13 protein-coding genes and 1 tRNA gene are annotated in these 15,645 nt (G+C 59.5%); 9 read left to right on the top strand and 5 right to left on the bottom strand.

The window, feature by feature from the left end; genetic code table 11:
* Nucleotides 1–613, top strand: a 613-nt coding sequence (locus GH784_RS20145) for an energy transducer TonB (RefSeq protein ID WP_246670473.1), incomplete at its 5' end; no start/stop codon positions are given.
* A gap of 133 nt (nt 614–746) precedes the next feature.
* Here GH784_RS20145 and GH784_RS20140 read toward each other — a convergent pair.
* Nucleotides 747–822: transfer RNA gene (locus tag GH784_RS20140), tRNA-Lys, on the bottom strand.
* Between the two features lie 155 nt (nt 823–977).
* A complete protein-coding gene (locus tag GH784_RS20135; RefSeq protein WP_003515453.1) occupies nt 978–1,232 on the bottom strand; it encodes a GlsB/YeaQ/YmgE family stress response membrane protein in 255 nt (84 codons plus the stop codon).
* Between the two features lie 123 nt (nt 1,233–1,355).
* Here GH784_RS20135 and GH784_RS20130 point away from each other — a divergent pair, with 123 nt between their 5' ends.
* The 5 genes from GH784_RS20130 (at nt 1,356) to GH784_RS20110 (ending at nt 8,199) form a co-directional block, all read left to right on the top strand.
* On the top strand, nt 1,356–4,025 hold the full coding sequence (locus GH784_RS20130) for a mechanosensitive ion channel family protein (RefSeq protein ID WP_065660903.1): 2,670 nt from the start codon (nt 1,356–1,358) through the stop codon (nt 4,023–4,025).
* Between the two features lie 90 nt (nt 4,026–4,115).
* Nucleotides 4,116–4,439 (top strand): hypothetical protein, encoded by a 324-nt coding sequence (locus GH784_RS20125; RefSeq protein WP_233283645.1) that lies wholly within the window; start codon nt 4,116–4,118, stop codon nt 4,437–4,439.
* Nucleotides 4,436–4,678, top strand: a complete 243-nt coding sequence (locus GH784_RS20120; protein ID WP_065702474.1) for a hypothetical protein — start codon at nt 4,436–4,438, stop codon at nt 4,676–4,678. Before GH784_RS20125 ends, GH784_RS20120 begins: the two co-directional genes overlap by 4 nt.
* 11 nt (nt 4,679–4,689) lie before the next feature.
* Complete coding sequence (locus tag GH784_RS20115; protein ID WP_003515448.1) at nt 4,690–7,203, top strand: GcvT family protein; 2,514 nt, start codon at nt 4,690–4,692, stop codon at nt 7,201–7,203.
* A gap of 162 nt (nt 7,204–7,365) precedes the next feature.
* Entirely contained in the window at nt 7,366–8,199 is an 834-nt protein-coding gene (locus tag GH784_RS20110; RefSeq protein WP_003515447.1) for a response regulator, read from the top strand.
* A 31-nt stretch (nt 8,200–8,230) separates the two neighbouring features.
* Here GH784_RS20110 and GH784_RS20105 read toward each other — a convergent pair whose 3' ends face one another.
* From GH784_RS20105 to parE, 3 genes are all read right to left on the bottom strand, one after another.
* Nucleotides 8,231–9,787, bottom strand: a complete 1,557-nt coding sequence (locus tag GH784_RS20105; RefSeq protein WP_065702475.1) for a phospholipase D family protein — start codon at nt 9,785–9,787, stop codon at nt 8,231–8,233.
* Nucleotides 9,788–9,877: 90 nt separating this feature from the next.
* Nucleotides 9,878–10,768, bottom strand: coding sequence for an NAD-dependent epimerase/dehydratase family protein (locus GH784_RS20100; protein ID WP_065702476.1), 891 nt, complete (start codon nt 10,766–10,768; stop codon nt 9,878–9,880).
* A gap of 64 nt (nt 10,769–10,832) precedes the next feature.
* Complete coding sequence (gene parE / locus GH784_RS20095; RefSeq protein ID WP_013636223.1) at nt 10,833–12,953, bottom strand: DNA topoisomerase IV subunit B; 2,121 nt, start codon at nt 12,951–12,953, stop codon at nt 10,833–10,835.
* A gap of 209 nt (nt 12,954–13,162) precedes the next feature.
* Between parE and GH784_RS20090 the strand changes: the two genes are divergently transcribed.
* The 3 genes from GH784_RS20090 to secG all read left to right on the top strand — a co-directional run bounded on the left by GH784_RS20090 (nt 13,163) and on the right by secG (nt 15,606).
* Entirely contained in the window at nt 13,163–14,047 is an 885-nt protein-coding gene (locus GH784_RS20090; RefSeq protein WP_065702477.1) for an alpha/beta hydrolase, read from the top strand.
* 214 nt (nt 14,048–14,261) lie between these two features.
* On the top strand, nt 14,262–15,032 hold the full coding sequence (tpiA, locus tag GH784_RS20085; RefSeq protein ID WP_003515430.1) for a triose-phosphate isomerase: 771 nt from the start codon (nt 14,262–14,264) through the stop codon (nt 15,030–15,032).
* Between the two features lie 115 nt (nt 15,033–15,147).
* A complete protein-coding gene (secG, locus tag GH784_RS20080; RefSeq protein WP_065702549.1) occupies nt 15,148–15,606 on the top strand; it encodes a preprotein translocase subunit SecG in 459 nt (152 codons plus the stop codon).
* The last annotated feature ends 39 nt before the right edge of the window (nt 15,607–15,645 follow it).

Here is a 15,645-nt window from a genome sequence, read left to right as displayed (position 1 = left end):
TTTTTATTTTGATGTATTTATGATTTTTCTGTGTGTATCGTGGACTTTATTATTTTGTATATATCGATTGCTGAATCAGCGAAGAGTTTTTACTGACAAAAATATTTTTTCAAAAAATGACGTTAATTGGTGGATGGGCTGGCTGATCGCTTTCCGACATAGGATAATGGATTTGATCAAGCGTTCGTTTTTATTCTTCTGCGGCCTCAAGCTGCCGGGTATCGTGGCACTGGCCACCCTGTACGCGGGTTTTCTGACGCAGGCTTTGGGCCAGTCGCGGGTCTGCAACGATCCGACTCCGACCAGCAACCTCAACGAAATGTTCGATGCGATTTACGCATGCTGGGTGCCGCCGGAAGACACGGAGGGGCTTGTCGTGACGCTTCAGTTCATTCTGCATAAGGATGGGCAGATAAGGGGCAAGGTGGTCGTCACAGCCGCGCGCCCGCAGGAAGACAGTCCAAGACGGCAAGCCTTTATCGATTCCGCCATCGACGCGGTGAAGCGGGCAGCGCCTGTTCCTTTCACCGAGGAATTCGCAAGCCGTATTGCCGGGCGGCCCTTGGGGCCACGTTTTATCGGGACAAAAATCATACCCGAAACGAAGTTGTAGGTTGTCTTGGGAGCTAGGTCCGCTGTCGCGGCCGCATGTTTGGGGCGCCGAATGCGAACTGTTTTTTCAGTCCCCGGCGCCGAAGGCGATGCTTTAACTTAGCACCGCAACGTCTTGTCATTTTTGAAGAATTTGGTGGGTGATGTAGGGCTCGAACCTACGACCCGCTGATTAAGAGTCAGCTGCTCTACCAACTGAGCTAATCACCCGACCGACACCGTGTGGCGGTGTGAGGGGGGCTATAAAGGGGAAGTTTCGGCTTGTCCAGCGCGGAAATGAAATTTCTTCGATTTTTGTGACGAAAAAATTTCAGTCGCGCTGGAAAAGGCTGGAAATCCGGGATTTTACGGATTTTTGTCTTTTGCTATCCTCGCCGGAAGGCTCTGCCGATGACGATGAGGATGCAGGCGCCGATGAAGCCGGCGATGAGATAACCGATCCATCCGGTCAAAACGATTCCGAATACCGAGAGAATGGCGTTGGCGACGATCGCGCCGACGATTCCAAGTAGGATGTTCATGAAAACACCCATATTGCTTTTCATGAATTGTTCGGCGAGCCACCCGGCGACACCACCGATGATGATAGCTGCGATCCAGCCAATACCAGCAGATTCCATGATTTCCTCCCATGATTGCTGCACTATTGAAGGTGATGATTCTCCGGGTGAAAAGCAAGGTAAACTCCCGAAAACCTCGCTTTTTGCGGGTGGTTTTCCGCGCGGCAGGCGATAAATAGCCTGATGCTGGGTGAAGATATGAAAGGCATGGATGTGCGGTTGATGTTTGGCGGAATGATTGACGGTAGGCGGATGTTCGGCGGGCCTTTATCCGGCCGGCGGCGAAAGGCCGCCCTGGCTGCAATAATGGTCGCGGTATTCACCCTCCTTGGCAGCTTTCTGTCGTCCGCAACCTTGGCGTCGGCGCAGGATGCGCCAGCGGCCGCACCAGTCGCTATCCAGGCTTCCATCGTCGAGCAGGCGCGCACGGATCTGGAAAAATGGAAGGCCGATATTTCGGCAATCGCCAAACAGGTTGAGGCGGGCGGCAGCGATGACGTGCAGCTGGTGGACCTGAAGGGACGCGCCGATACAATTGCAGCCGATGCTGCCGCCGCCAACACCAAGTTGCGGACCCGCCTGGACCAGATCAAGACGCGTCTCGACGCGCTTGGTGCTGCCCCGGCGGAAGGACAGCCGCCCGAAGCGAGCATGGTGACGGAGGAGCGCTCCCGGCTGACGGCGGAGCGTGCCGAGGTGAATGCCATTGCCGGCGAGGTGGAGAGCACTGCCACCAACGCCGCGCAGATTTCCAACAACATTACGGCGGTTCGGCGGGCGCTTTTTGCCGCGACCTTGTTCAAGCGCACCGAAGTCTCTTCCCAGACGCTGGGCGACGCCTCTTCCGCCTTCGTGAGCGAGCTGACCAATCTCAACAACGCCTTCAGCAGCTGGGCGGGTTTCGTCTGGAACTACAAACGCCTGCCGATGTTCGGGGCGGTGATGCTGTCGATCATGGCGGCGCTGTTGTTTCTGGTGGGCGGTTATCGCTTTTTCGGCAGCCGCATGGAAAGGCGGGCCTTTTCCGGCGAGCCTTCCTATCTGCGGCGGCTTTCGGTGGCCTTCTGGTCAACCATGGTGCAGTCGCTGTCGCTTTTCCTGTTTCTGGTAACCTCGGCGTTTTTCCTCGATAATTTCAACGTTCTTCGTTCTGATATCGCGCCGATCCTGTTCGGGGCCATGGCAGTTACTGGTTTCGTCTATTTCGTGTCGCGGCTGAGCTACGCTATCTTTGCGCCGACGCAGCCGGAATGGCGTCTGTTGCAGGTTTCCAATCGCGGAGCGCACACGCTGTCCTCGGCCGTGCTTTTGATGGCGCTCGTCAACGGTCTCGATTATCTGTTTGGCACGATCAGCGAGACGCTCTATTCGCCGCTGATCGTCACCGTTGCCAAGAGCTTCATTGCCTCCATCATCATTGGCATCATCCTGCTCACCGTGTCGTTCCTGCGCCCGGTGATCGGTGAGGGGCAGGACTACGAGACCGGCAACCAGCGCCTGCCGCGCTGGCTGGTCATTCTGCTCAGGGTCGGCGGGCTTGTTCTGATCGGTGCCTGTCTGACGGGTTATGTGGGGCTGGCGCGGTTCCTTGCCACGCAGATCGTCGCCACCGGTGCGGTGCTCGCAACGATGTATATCGGCATTCTTTCCGGCAAGGCGATTTCGCGACAGGGCGCCTTTTCCGAATCCCTGGCCGGGCGTTATCTCGGGCGGCGCTACGGTCTCGGCCCGGTTGCGCTGGATCAGGCCGGTCTTGCGGCGGGGCTCGGCATCTATGTCATCGCACTCGCCTTCGGCGTGCCGCTCATCCTGTTTTCCTGGGGGTTCCAGCCGGGCGATATCGAAAGCTGGGCCTATCGTCTGCTGACCGGCATCACCGTCGGCAATGCCTCCATCTCACTGATCGGCCTGTTCGGCGGCGTCCTTGTCTTTGCCATCGGCTATATCATCACACGCTGGTTCCAGAAGTGGCTGGACAACAACGTCATGGCGCGCGGGCAGGTGGATGCGGGCGTGCGCAACTCGGTCAAGACCGGCATCGGTTATCTCGGTATCGCGGTTGCGGCCATTTTCGGCGTCTCTTCCGCCGGTCTTAACCTCTCCAGCCTGGCGCTGGTGGCGTCTGCCCTTTCGGTCGGTATCGGTTTCGGCCTTCAGAACATCGTCTCGAACTTCGTCTCCGGCCTCATCCTGCTGGTCGAGCGTCCCTTCAAGGTGGGTGACTGGGTGGTGACAGGCACGACGGAAGGCACCGTCAAGCGGCTTTCGGTGCGCGCGACCGAGATTGAAACCTTCCGCGGTCAGTCGATCATCGTACCGAACTCGGAATTCATCAATTCCTCGGTCGGCAACTGGACACACCGCAACCGTATTATGCGTGCGGAAATTCCGGTCTCCGTTGCCTATGAATCCGATCCGCAGCAGGTGATGGATATTCTGCTGGAACTGGTGCGCACCCAGCCGCCCGTACTGCGCAACCCCGAACCGCACGTGGAATTCCTCCGTTTCGGCGACTTCTCGCTGGATTTCGAATTGCGTTTCCACCTCGCCGATCTTTCGAATGGGCTTGGCGTGAAAAACGCGCTGAGGATCGCGATCCTGAAACGCTTCCGCGAAGAGGGGATCGCCATCCCGTTCCCGCAGCGTAACCTCAACATCCACGTGGAAGGCGATGCAAATCCGCAAATGCTGGCGGCGCTGCTTTCGGAAGAGGGTGACAAGGCGGTGGCGGCGCATACGGGCGCGGCGGCGCCTGCCGCGGCAACTGCACCGGAAAAGGATGCGGGCAAGGCGGGTGACAAAACCGTGGTGGAGCCGAAGGCGACGTTGAAGGCGGCCGGCAAGGACAGTTAATCTGCGGCTACCGCGGCTGCGGCGACGCAGCCGATACGGGCGTTGACGGGCGCGGGGAGTTATCCTCGCGCCCTATTTGCATAGTGGCGGATGAGACGCCCGGGGGGAAACAAAGGCGACGTCCAGAAGACTGTGGATGGCGCGGACGTTGCCGCGACCACAGGCCCGCAGGGCCAGCAGCCGGCGGCCGAAAACATGGCCGGCAATGACAACACCATTCGCAGCACGAACAGTTCCGGCCTTTTTTCCGATAGCCAGTTTGCGAGGCCGCTCGTCATAGGCATCAACAGCGTTTCCATCGGTATGCGCAACAGCACGCCCGCATGGCTGGACGCCACGGCAAAAGCTGCCTCTGGGAAGGACCTAAAAGACCGCGCCAAGATTTGTGCATCTTCGCAGGTGGTTGCGAAATGAGACTGGCTATTTTTCTCTTCGGTATGTTTTTCCGTTTCTGGCAAATGCGCAGGATATGTGCGCCACCGTCGTCTTCAAAAGGCGACGGTGGTTTGAAACCCGCCTCCAGCGACGGCATTTTCTCCCCTGTCGCAGCACCCTATGGCCATGTCGCAATCAGGCGGCTGAACGGCCGCCGGGCGCTTCATATTCCATCCCATCGATTTGGCAGCACGACAGGCAATGCCGGCGCTTTTTAGGGGTTCTGTAAATGAAGACACATGCACGGGCGGTGGTGATCGGTGGCGGCGTCGTCGGCGTTTCGACGCTTTATCATCTTGCCAAGAAGGGCTGGAGCGACAGCGTCCTTATCGAGCGCAAGGAACTGACCTCCGGTTCCACCTGGCACGCAGCCGGTCTTTTGCCGCTGTTCAACATGAGCTACTCGGTCGGCCAGATCCACAAGTATTCGGTGAAGTTCTACGAGGAGCTTCAGGAAGAGACCGGCATGAATGTCGGTTTCTCCAAGGTCTCGAACATTCGTCTCGCCCGCACCAAGGATCGCTGGGACGAATATATGTATTATGCCGGCATTGCCGAGACCATCGGTGTGCGGGTCAACATGCTGACGCCTGAGCAGGTGAAGGAAATCTGGCCGCTTTGCGAGACGGACGGCCTGCTGGGAGCCATCCAGCACCCCGATGATGGATATATCCAGCCCGCCGACCTGACGCAGGCGCTGGCGAAGGGCGCGCGAGACCGTGGCGCCACCATCTATCGCAACACCACCGTCACCGCCATCGAGCAGCTGGAAGACGGTCACTGGAAGGTGACGACGGATAAGGGCGAGATCATCGCCGAACATATCATCTCCTGCACCGGCTCCTTTGCCCGCAAGACCGGCGAGATGGTCGGCATCAATATTCCGGTCATCCCGGTTGAGCACCAATATATCGTCACCGAGCCGCATCCGGCCATTCTGGAGCGCCGCCGTCAGGGTCTGCCGGAAATGGGCGTTCTGCGTGAATCGGATTCGGCCTGGTACATGCGCGAGGAGGCCGGCGGTCTGATCCTCGGCCCTTACGAAGTCGGCGCTCCGGTCTGTTATGTCGACGGTCCCTCTGACGATAGCGAATATGAGCTGTTCCAGGAGGAACTCGACCGGCTTATGCCGCATATCGAAACGGCGATGGTGCGCGTTCCGGCTTTCGGTGAAGTCGGTATCAAGAAGGTCTATAACGGCGCTATCGCCTATACGCCTGATGGCAACCCGATCGTCGGTCCGGCACCGGGCCTGAAGAATTTCTGGCTGAATGAAGGCCACTCGTTCGGCATCACCGCTGCTGGTGGTGCTGGCTGGCAGCTTGCCGAATGGATCGTTGATGGTGAGCCTACACTCGATCTGATGGGTGTCGATCCGCGCCGCTTCGGCCCTCACGCAACGGAAGGTTACCTCATTGCCAAGAATGAGGAAGCCTATGCCAACGTCTTCACCATGCATTACCCTGATGAAGAACGTTCCGCTGCCCGTCCGCTGAAGACGACGCCGGTTTACGACCGTCTGAAGAAGCTTGGCGGCGTGTTCGGTTCCGTTTACGGCTGGGAGCGTGCCAACTGGTATGCGCCGGAAGGTTATGCGCTGCGCGAAGAGGACCTCGGCGTCGGTGCGGATGTCATCACCAGCCACAACTATGCGCCGCCACTGGATGATGGCCGTATCGTTGAGAAGTGGTCGTTCCGCCGCTCGAACTATTTCGAACATGTCGGCAACGAGGTGAAGAACGTCACCCAGAATGTCGGCGTGCTTGACATGTCGGCCTTCGCCAAGATGGAAGTTTCCGGTCCCGGCGCGCGCGCCTGGCTGGACAGCATTCTCGCCAATATCGTGCCGAAGAAGCGCGGCCGTATTGCGCTGACGCACCTTCTGACGCCGAATGGCGGCGTGAAGGTGGAGTTCACCGTCTATGAATGGGCGCCGGGCCGGTTCTATCTGGTGTCCGCCGGTGGTCTTGAAGCGCACGATCATGACGTGCTTCAGCGCCTTGCGCCCACCGACGGTTCCGTCGTGCTGCAGCCCATCACCCAGAAATACGGCGTGCTGGTGCTTGCCGGTCCGAAGTCGCGCGATCTCCTGAAGAAGCTGACCCGTACCAGCCTCGAGAACAAGGATTTCCCGTGGCTGACGGCGAAGCAGATCTCCGTGGGTGTGGCGACGGCGCATGCGTTGCGCGTCAACTTCGTCGGTGAACTGGGTTGGGAGCTGCACCATCCTATCGAAATGCAGAACTACATCTTCGACCGGCTGATGGAAGCGGGCGCCGAATTTGGCATCAAGCCATTCGGTATTCGTGCGATGGTGTCGATGTCGCTTGAAAAGTCGTATCGCAACATGGGCCGCGAGCTTTCGGTCGAATATAACGCCTATGAATCAGGTCTCGACCGTTTCCTGCGTCCGGAGAAAAACTTCATCGGCCGCGATGCGCTGGTGGCATACAAGGAAGCCGGCTTGAAATCGGTGTTCTCGACGCTGACCGTTTCGGGCAATACGGATGTGGATGCGCGTGGTTCTGAAGCCATCTTCGATGCAGATGGCGCACTTGCCGGCCGTGTGACGAGCGGCGGCTTTGGCTGGCGTATCGGCAAATCGATTGCGCTTGCCATGCTGAAACCCGAATATGCCACGATTGGCACAAAGCTGAAAATCCGCATTCTCGGCACGCTTTATGATGCCGAGGTGGTGGAAGAAAGCCCCTTCGATACGGAAAACGCGCTGCTGCGCGCCTGAGGGATTTTCCTGGAAGCATTCGAAACACGGCCCTCCCTCGGGGGCCGTGTTTTCTTTTGGGTAAGCATGTATGCCGACTGTTTTCGGGCAAAAGTGTTATTAATCATTCTGAAAAATACGCCTGCTAATTTCCCGTGAAAGACGACGGGGGACTGGGACAAAATGAATTTTCTGGGCATTACGGGCATGCAATATTCGGGTGTGCCATTTACCAATTGCCGCATTTTGCTTGCGGAAGATACCAATGTGTTCACCCAGATGGTGAGCATGCGCCTGAAGGAATTGCTGGGCGTTTCCGTGGAGGTGTGCCGTAACTTCGAGGAGTTGCAGGCGTGCTACGAACACTCGGCCGAACCCGTGACGCTTGCGATTTCCAACATCAATCTTCCGGGGGCGGAGAACGGCGAGGCGCTGGAATATCTGATCGATCTTTCGATCCCTACCATCGTTTTCACCAGCACGTTTCATGAGGCGACCCGCGAGACGCTGATCGCCAAGAATGTGGTCGACTACATTCTGAAAGACAATATCTTTGCCGTGGACATGCTGACGGAATCCATCTGTCGGTTCCTCACCAACCACCGCCACCATGTGCTGATCGTGGATGACAGCCCAACGGCGCGGGCGCTGCTTTCCAGCCGCCTCAAGCGTTATAATTTCCGCGTCAGCCTTGCCGATAGCGGTGCGAAGGCGCTCGAAATCCTGAAGGCCAATCCCGATATCGGGCTGGTGGTGACCGACTACAATATGCCCGATATTGACGGTTTCGAACTGACACGGCGCATCCGCACCGTGCGCGGTTCGCACGAGTTGCGCATCATCGGCGTTTCCTCTTCCACCAACCGGCTTTTGTCGGCGCGGTTCCTGAAGGCGGGTGGCAACGATTTCATGCTGCGGCCCTTCATCGACGAGGAATTTTATTGCCGCGTCAACCAGAACCTCGACACGCTGGTGCAGATACAGCTGGCCAAGGCTGGCGTGAGACCGGCGGCCTGACCGGACTTTTCGTTATCAAAGCCGCGATAAGTCAAAGCTGAGACTCGAGCGGCAGGAAACGCATGATGCCCGCGACGATCCGGCGGCTGATGGCAGCGTCCGGTTCGCGTCGGTATGTCTTCGGCTGGCCGTGTTCTTCGGTCATCCAGACGATGCGATTGCCGTTGTCTATATCCAGCTCGAAGCTCATCGAGCGGCGGATCTCTTCGCTGAATATCTCGTCCATGCGCGCAACCAGCGGGGCTGAGGTGAAAACGACGCCCATTTCCGTGTTGAGAGAAGCAGAGCGCGGATCGAAATTGAGCGAGCCGATATAGCCGGTCTTGCCGTCGCGGGAGAAAGCCTTGGTGTGGAGGCTCGCCTGTCCTGAACCTCGAAGCGTAAAGCTTGGCTGGTCCGCCTGTGCACGCAGTTCATGCAGTCGCACCCCGCCCAGTAGAAGCGGCTTTCGATACCGTGCGTAACCGGCGTGAACGGCGGCAACATCTGTTGCAGCCAGCGAGTTGGTGAGGATGGCAACCGAGACGCCGCGCTCGGCAAGGTTTGCGAAAATGTCCAAGCCCTGTTTGCCGGGAATGAAATAAGGGGAGGTGATGTGCAGGCTGTCATTTGCCGCCTGCATCAGCGGCAGCAGGCTCTCCATCAGGAAGTTGTGGCCGTTGCGGCGTTTTCCCGCTGCTTTTTCCGGCGGGTCGGCAAGCACGTCGGCTTCATCGACCCAGTGCAGGCGGTCCGACATCAGGAAATGACCGCTGCCATATTGGTTTTCGACGCGCTCGAGATAGGGTTTGGCAGCCTCGCTTTTCGGCAGCGCAGCAAGCTCGCGTCTTAACCTGGCAAGCTTGCTCGGCCTGCGAGCCAAAAGCGAGCGCACGGGAACGGAAACGGCGCTGTTCCAGTAGTCGTCGAAGATTTCGGTGGCATCCGCAACGATCCTGCCGAAACCGAGAATGTCGAAATCATGGAAATTGGCTCGTTCGGCGGCGTCGAAATAGGCGTCGCCAATATTACGGCCGCCAACGATCGCGGCGCGTCCGTCGGCAATCCACGCCTTGTTGTGCATGCGCCGGTTGACGCTTCGGAACCGGAGGACCAGTTCCATGCTTCGATACAGGATGTTTTCCCGCGCCCTGGTTGGGTTGAAGAGCCGCAGTTCGATATTGGGATGGCTGTCGATGGCGTGGAAGATGCGGTCGGACATCGAGACGCCGAGATCGTCCAGAAGCAGCCTCACGCGCACGCCGCGATCAGCCGCTGCAATGACCTCGCGCATCATCAGCCGACCGGTCAGGTCGGCATTCCACATGTAATACATCAGATCAAGGCTGCGGCCGGCCGCCCGCGTCGCCGCCATGCGCACTGCAAAGGCATCCAGATTGGAATGCAGCAGGCAGAGCGCGTTTTTCTCGTTCCAGCCATTCCTTATCGACTGCCAGTGGCGGTCGAGCCCGGTCGCATCCTCGGCAACGGGCAGGGCAGTTGAGGGGCGTTTGGGAATGGCCTTTTCCCGCTGCTTGCCGATCACGACAACCACGCTGGTTCCTATGACCAGGAAAAGGATGATGATGAAGACCCAAAATGCAGTCACTTGTTTTGATCGCTCCCGCCCCGAAGAGTATCAGGCGCCGTGAAAACGCGCGAGGGGGGAAAGCGTTCACGCAGGCCGTGCCTTGGTACGCTATTCGGATTTCCTGTTGATAGCCGCACCCACAGGCAGCACCTCCATGCTGCGGCGGCTAAGTTGGGCGAGCACCTCTTCGAAGCTATAATGGGAGGTCCAGCCGAGCGATTTTTTGGCCTGCAAAGGCGAATAGATGCGGTCGATGGTTGCAGGCAGCGCCCATGCCCTCTGCGCAAAAGCGTCGGCTAGGGCAGGCACCCGCTGCCGCAGGATTGAGGCTGCGTCGCTTGCGAGGTCGCTGCAATCGCAAGCGGAAAACGGCGTTGCACCCGATATGATATAACGCTGGAAATCGTCGCCCGTATTGGTGAGTGCCAGTAGATGGGCGTCGGCCACGTCGCGGATATCGACGCCGCGATGCAGCCTGTAACTTGCCATCACATCAGCAGGCTCCGGGAAGCTTCTGGACATCCGCAGAACGCGTACGGCGAGATGCGGACCAGCGATTTTCTCCGGCGCCTGCTCGGCTTCTAGCTTGCTGCGGTGGTAGATGCTCCTTGGCCGGGGCGGCGTGTCTTCGTTTATGAAGGTGCAGGTTCCGGCAAAAACGGCCTCGCCATAAAGCGCGGTGGTGCTGGTGAAGACGAGACGTGGTACGCCTGCATCTATCGCCGCTGCCGCCAGCAGGCGGGTGCCTTCGACATTGATGCGCCGGAACTCCGCGTCGGGAACGACGCCGACATGCGGCGCGTGCAGCGCTGCGGTATGGATCACCGCATCCGCCCGCGTCATAGCCGAACGCAACAGTCCCATGTCGGCGAAATCGCTGACAATGTGGGTGGTGGAAAAGGGAGAGCGGTCGATACCGATCACCTCATGTCTGCTGGCAAGAGCGCTGAAAATCGCGCGGCCGACCCGACCTGAGCTACCCGTCAGCACGATCCGCACGATGTTGCCTCCACATCACCCCTGAAGGCGGCGCCGGGCGCCGCTTTTCACGGTTCTTTCGAGCTTAGATATCCAAATTATCCGCGAAGGCAGCGCGTTCCTGAATGAAGCGGAAGCGGGCATCCGCCTTGGTGCCCATCAGATTGTCGACCGCCTCGCGGGTGCCTTCGAAATCCACGTCGTCGATCTCGACGCGCAGCAGGGTGCGCTTTTCGGGATCCATGGTGGTTTCCTTCAACTGTGCCGCCATCATTTCGCCAAGGCCTTTGAAGCGGCCGATTTCGACCTTCTTGCCCTTGAAGACGGTTTCCATCAATTCGGCGCGGTGGGCGTCGTCGCGTGCATAGGCGCTCTTGGCACCCTGACGGATGACGTAGAGCGGCGGCACCGCGAGATAGAGGTGGTTGCCACGAATGAGTTCCGGCATTTCCTGATAAAAGAAGGTGATGAGCAGCGAGGCGATGTGAGCGCCATCGACGTCGGCATCCGTCATGATGATGATGCGTTCGTAACGCAGATCCTCTTCGCGGTACTTGGTGCGCGTGCCGCAGCCCAGCGCCTGGATGAGATCGGCGATCTGCTGGTTGGCGGAGAGTTTTTCACGGCTGGCGCTGCCGACGTTGAGGATCTTGCCGCGCAGCGGCAGGATGGCCTGATTGGCGCGGTTGCGCGCCTGCTTGGCCGAGCCGCCAGCCGAGTCACCCTCGACGATGAAAAGCTCGGCATTCTCAGCCGTGTTCTGCGAGCAGTCCGCCAGCTTACCGGGCAGGCGCAGCTTGCGCACCGCGGTCTTGCGGTTGACTTCCTTTTCCTTGCGGCGGCGCAGGCGTTCTTCGGCGCGCTCGATCACCCAGTCCAGCAGCTTCGCCGCTTCGCCCGGATTGCCGGTGAGATAATGGTCGAAGGGGTCGCGTAGCGCGTTTTCGACGATGCGCTGGGCCTCGACGGTCGCGAGCTTGTCCTTGGTCTGGCCGACGAATTCCGGCTCGCGGATGAAGACGGAGAGCATGCCCGCTGCCGAGATCATCACGTCATCGGTGGTGATTTCCCTGGCTCGCTTGTTCTGGGTCAGCTCCGCATAGTTCTTCAGGCCCTTGGTGAGTGCGATGCGGAAACCGGCCTCATGCGTACCGCCTTCAGGCGTCGGGATGGTGTTGCAATAGGAATGGATCTGCGTGTCGCCGCCATACCAGGTCACAGCCCATTCCAGCGCGCCGTGGCCACCGGTCTTTTCGGTGCGGCCGGAGAAAATCTCGCGGGTGACAGTGAATTCCTTGCCGAGCGTGGCGGCCAGATAGTCCTTCAGACCACCGGGGAAATGGAACACGGCCTTTTCGGGGATTTCGCCACCGGCGGGCACCATGCCGGGATCGCAGCTCCAGCGGATCTCGACGCCGCCGAAGAGATAGGCCTTGGAGCGGGCCATGCGGAAAATACGGGCCGGTTCGAATTTTGCGTGATCGCCAAAGATCTGCGGGTCCGGATGGAAACGCACGCGGGTGCCGCGTCGGTTGTGCACGTCACCCAGTTCTTCGAGACCGCCAATCGGCGCGCCGCGCGAAAAGCGCTGGCGGTAAAGCTTGCGGTTACGGGCGACTTCCACTTCCAGAAGATCGGACAGCGCATTGACCACGGAAACGCCGACGCCATGCAGGCCGCCGGAGGTCTCATAGGCCTTGCCATCGAACTTGCCGCCGGCATGCAGCTTGGTCATGATGACTTCGAGCGTCGACTTGCCCGGAACCTGCGGATGGTTTTCCACGGGAATGCCGCGTCCGTTATCGGTGACGGTGAGGAAACCCTCGGTATCGAGATGGACCTCGATGAAATTGGCGTGGCCTGCGACGGCCTCGTCCATGGAGTTGTCGATGACTTCGGCAAAGAGGTGGTGCAGCGCCTTCTCGTCGGTGCCGCCAATATACATGCCGGGCCGCATGCGCACCGGTTCCAGCCCTTCGAGCACGCGGATCGACGAGGCACCGTAATCGTCACCGGACGGGGACACGGGCGCTGGGGGCGGGGGCGTCGTGACGGCCGCAACGGCTGCTGGTTTCGGCTGCACGTTCACGTTCGCGGCTGCGGACACCGGGGCCTTCACGGGTTTTGCCGTGTCCTCGTTCTTTTCCGTTTCGCTGTTTGGTGCCACCGGAAGACCGGAGAAGAGATCGTTGCTATCGTCCATCATGTCCAAGGTTCAAAAAAGCGTGTCGTCAGAATTTCGCCAAGCGAATCAGTATGCCAATAGGGGCGAGTATAGCGCCAAACGTGCAGGGCGTGTGGCCTAACGCGGCGCACCCTATGCCACGACTATGTCAGGGTTTCGCAACAGGAGGATTGCGCTGCCGCCCTGGCAATGGCAAGTCTCGCAGCCACGAATGAACGGTTAACCAAGTCATGTCCACAGCTCATTTCACGTTTTGTACTCTTTTCTGCCTGACTGTTGCGGCGATGCCGGGCGGCGCCGGGGCGGCGGACGGGCCGCTGCGGCCGTTCAAGGACGAGCTGTTTTCCAGCCAGACAGTGCTTTCCACGGCCGATGGCGGCGCATCTGAGGTGATCGATTATCAGGAGATGCGCGATATCAACGGCCGCGACGAGGTACCGGAACGCCGGGTGAAGCGGCAATATGTGGATATGGCGCCCAAGACAGCGCAGGCGATGGAATCCGTGGCGGTTGAGGGCAGGGCGCTTGAGGTGGGCCGCGTCGGGCCATCATCCGGGCAGGCCTTCACCGTGATCTTCATTCACGGGCGCGGCGGCGACCGGCGGCTTGGCATGAACGACTATACGTTCGGTGGCAATTTCAACCGGCTGAAAAATCTGGCTGTCGCCAATGGCGGCACCTATTATGTGCCGAGCGTACGATCCTTCGATGCCAATGGCGTTGCCGACGTTTCCGCGCTGATCGCCTATGCTGCTAGCAAATCCGGCGGCAAGCCGGTGGTGTTGGCCTGCGCCTCCATGGGCAGCTTCATCTGCTACGGCATCAGCCGCGACAAGGCGACGGTCGGCAATCTCAAGGGCATGGCGATCCTTGGCGGCGCGGTCGATCCCGACTTTCCGAAGAGCGCCTTTGCGAAAGCCAAAAAGCCGGTGTGGTTCACCCATGGCAGCGCCGACAAGGTCTATTCCGCCGACAGTCAGGCGACCATCATCTTCCGCACCTTGCTGAAGGCGGGAGAGCCGGCGCGCTTCACGCTTTTTGAGACAGGCACGCATGGAACGCCGGTGCGCATGACCGACTGGCGGGCGGTTTTGAACTGGATTTTGAGCCGATGAGGTCCAGTTTTGGTTCGACAGGCGCGAATTTCGGCAAATTGACCGACGTTTTGAAGCTTATGACTGCTTTTTTGTACCAATTGTCATCAGCTGCGTTTAAGGAAATATTCCGGGATTTCCGGCAGGGTTTCTGTCGCGATTAGGGGCCGCCTGGCGGCTGAGGTAAGGGGTGTTCGCGCAAGCGGCTCTCCGAGACAAAGGGAATGGGATACGCATGACGCCGAATGTTCGACCGCTTGTAGCCGGAAACTGGAAGATGAACGGCACCCGTTCGTCGCTCGATCAGATCAAGGCCATGGCAGAGGGCGTCAAGGGCGCGCTTTCCGAAAAGGTGGATGCGCTGATCTGCCCGCCATCGACGCTTCTTTATGTGGCAACCGCGCTCTGCGACGACAGCCCGCTGATGATTGGCGGACAGGATTGCCACCAGAATGTTTCCGGCGCGCATACGGGTGACATTTCCGCCGAGATGATTGCCGATTGCTTCGGCACCCATGTCATCGTCGGCCACTCCGAGCGCCGCACCGACCATGCCGAGACGGATCATCTGGTCCGTGCCAAGGCCGTTGCCGCCCACCAGGCCGATCTTATCGCGATCGTCTGCATTGGCGAGACGGCGGATGAGCGCAAGGCGGGCCAGACGCTCGATATCCTCAAGCGCCAGCTCGCCGGATCGCTTCCGGACGAGGCAACCGCCGAAAACACCGTCATCGCTTATGAGCCGGTCTGGGCCATCGGCACGGGTCTGACGCCGACCACGCAGGATGTACGCGAGGCCCATGCCTTCATGCGCGACGAGCTGGTCAAGCGCTTTGGCGATGAAGGCAAGACCATGCGGATTCTTTACGGCGGCTCGGTGAAGCCTGCCAATGCGCTGGAACTGATGGGTGTCGAGAATGTCGACGGCGCACTGATTGGCGGCGCGAGCTTGAAAGCCTCCGACTTCCTTTCCATCTATGCGGCATACGAGCAACTGACGGCTTGAGACACGCTTTCCTGCCACAGTGGCGGGAAAGGGACTTGGAATAAGCCTTCGCCTCATGTAAAGAGCCGCGAAACCTTCTTTGTAGTGCTCCGCGCGGGGCATGGAATGGATTGTCATGCAGACCGTTTTGATTGTTATTCACCTCATGATCGTGCTGGCGCTTGTCGGCGTGGTTCTGATCCAGCGTTCCGAAGGCGGCGGCCTCGGCATCGGCGGCGGTTCGGGCTTCATGTCCGCGCGCGGAACGGCCAATGCGCTGACCCGCACGACGGGTATCCTTGCCGCGCTGTTCTTCGTGACGTCGCTCGGACTTGGTCTTCTGACCCGGTACGAATCGCGCCCGACGGATATTCTGAACCGTATTCCGGCCACGCAGGGTCAGGGCAACGGCATTCTCGACACGCTCGGCCCGGCACAGACGCCGGCAACGCCGGCTCCGGCTGAGAATGGCGTTCCGACCAACAGCGGCGCTGCAGCACCTGCGCAGACCGGGCCTGCGCCGGCCACTGCTGGTGAAGCCGCTCCGGCACCGGCCAAGCCCGCCGATCCGAACGCAGTTCCGACCGGTCAATAAGCCCGGTTATGATTTAACGCTCCGGCAGGCCAAAAGCCT

Origin of the sequence: Agrobacterium tumefaciens, from assembly GCF_009649785.1 — a bacterium.
GTDB lineage: Bacteria > Pseudomonadota > Alphaproteobacteria > Rhizobiales > Rhizobiaceae > Agrobacterium > Agrobacterium tumefaciens.
Note: the sequence above shows the minus strand (reverse complement) of the source record. Positions and strands in the feature narration are given on the sequence as shown.

Coding starts and splice junctions, on each gene's coding strand:
- GH784_RS20135 (WP_003515453.1), bottom strand. CDS start 1,232: ATGGAATCTGCTGGTATTGGCTGGATCGCAGCTATCATCATCGGTGGT.
- GH784_RS20130 (WP_065660903.1), top strand. CDS start 1,356: ATGCTGGGTGAAGATATGAAAGGCATGGATGTGCGGTTGATGTTTGGC.
- GH784_RS20125 (WP_233283645.1), top strand. CDS start 4,116: ATGAGACGCCCGGGGGGAAACAAAGGCGACGTCCAGAAGACTGTGGAT.
- GH784_RS20120 (WP_065702474.1), top strand. CDS start 4,436: ATGAGACTGGCTATTTTTCTCTTCGGTATGTTTTTCCGTTTCTGGCAA.
- GH784_RS20115 (WP_003515448.1), top strand. CDS start 4,690: ATGAAGACACATGCACGGGCGGTGGTGATCGGTGGCGGCGTCGTCGGC.
- GH784_RS20110 (WP_003515447.1), top strand. CDS start 7,366: ATGAATTTTCTGGGCATTACGGGCATGCAATATTCGGGTGTGCCATTT.
- parE (WP_013636223.1), bottom strand. CDS start 12,953: ATGATGGACGATAGCAACGATCTCTTCTCCGGTCTTCCGGTGGCACCA.
- GH784_RS20090 (WP_065702477.1), top strand. CDS start 13,163: ATGTCCACAGCTCATTTCACGTTTTGTACTCTTTTCTGCCTGACTGTT.
- tpiA (WP_003515430.1), top strand. CDS start 14,262: ATGACGCCGAATGTTCGACCGCTTGTAGCCGGAAACTGGAAGATGAAC.
- secG (WP_065702549.1), top strand. CDS start 15,148: ATGCAGACCGTTTTGATTGTTATTCACCTCATGATCGTGCTGGCGCTT.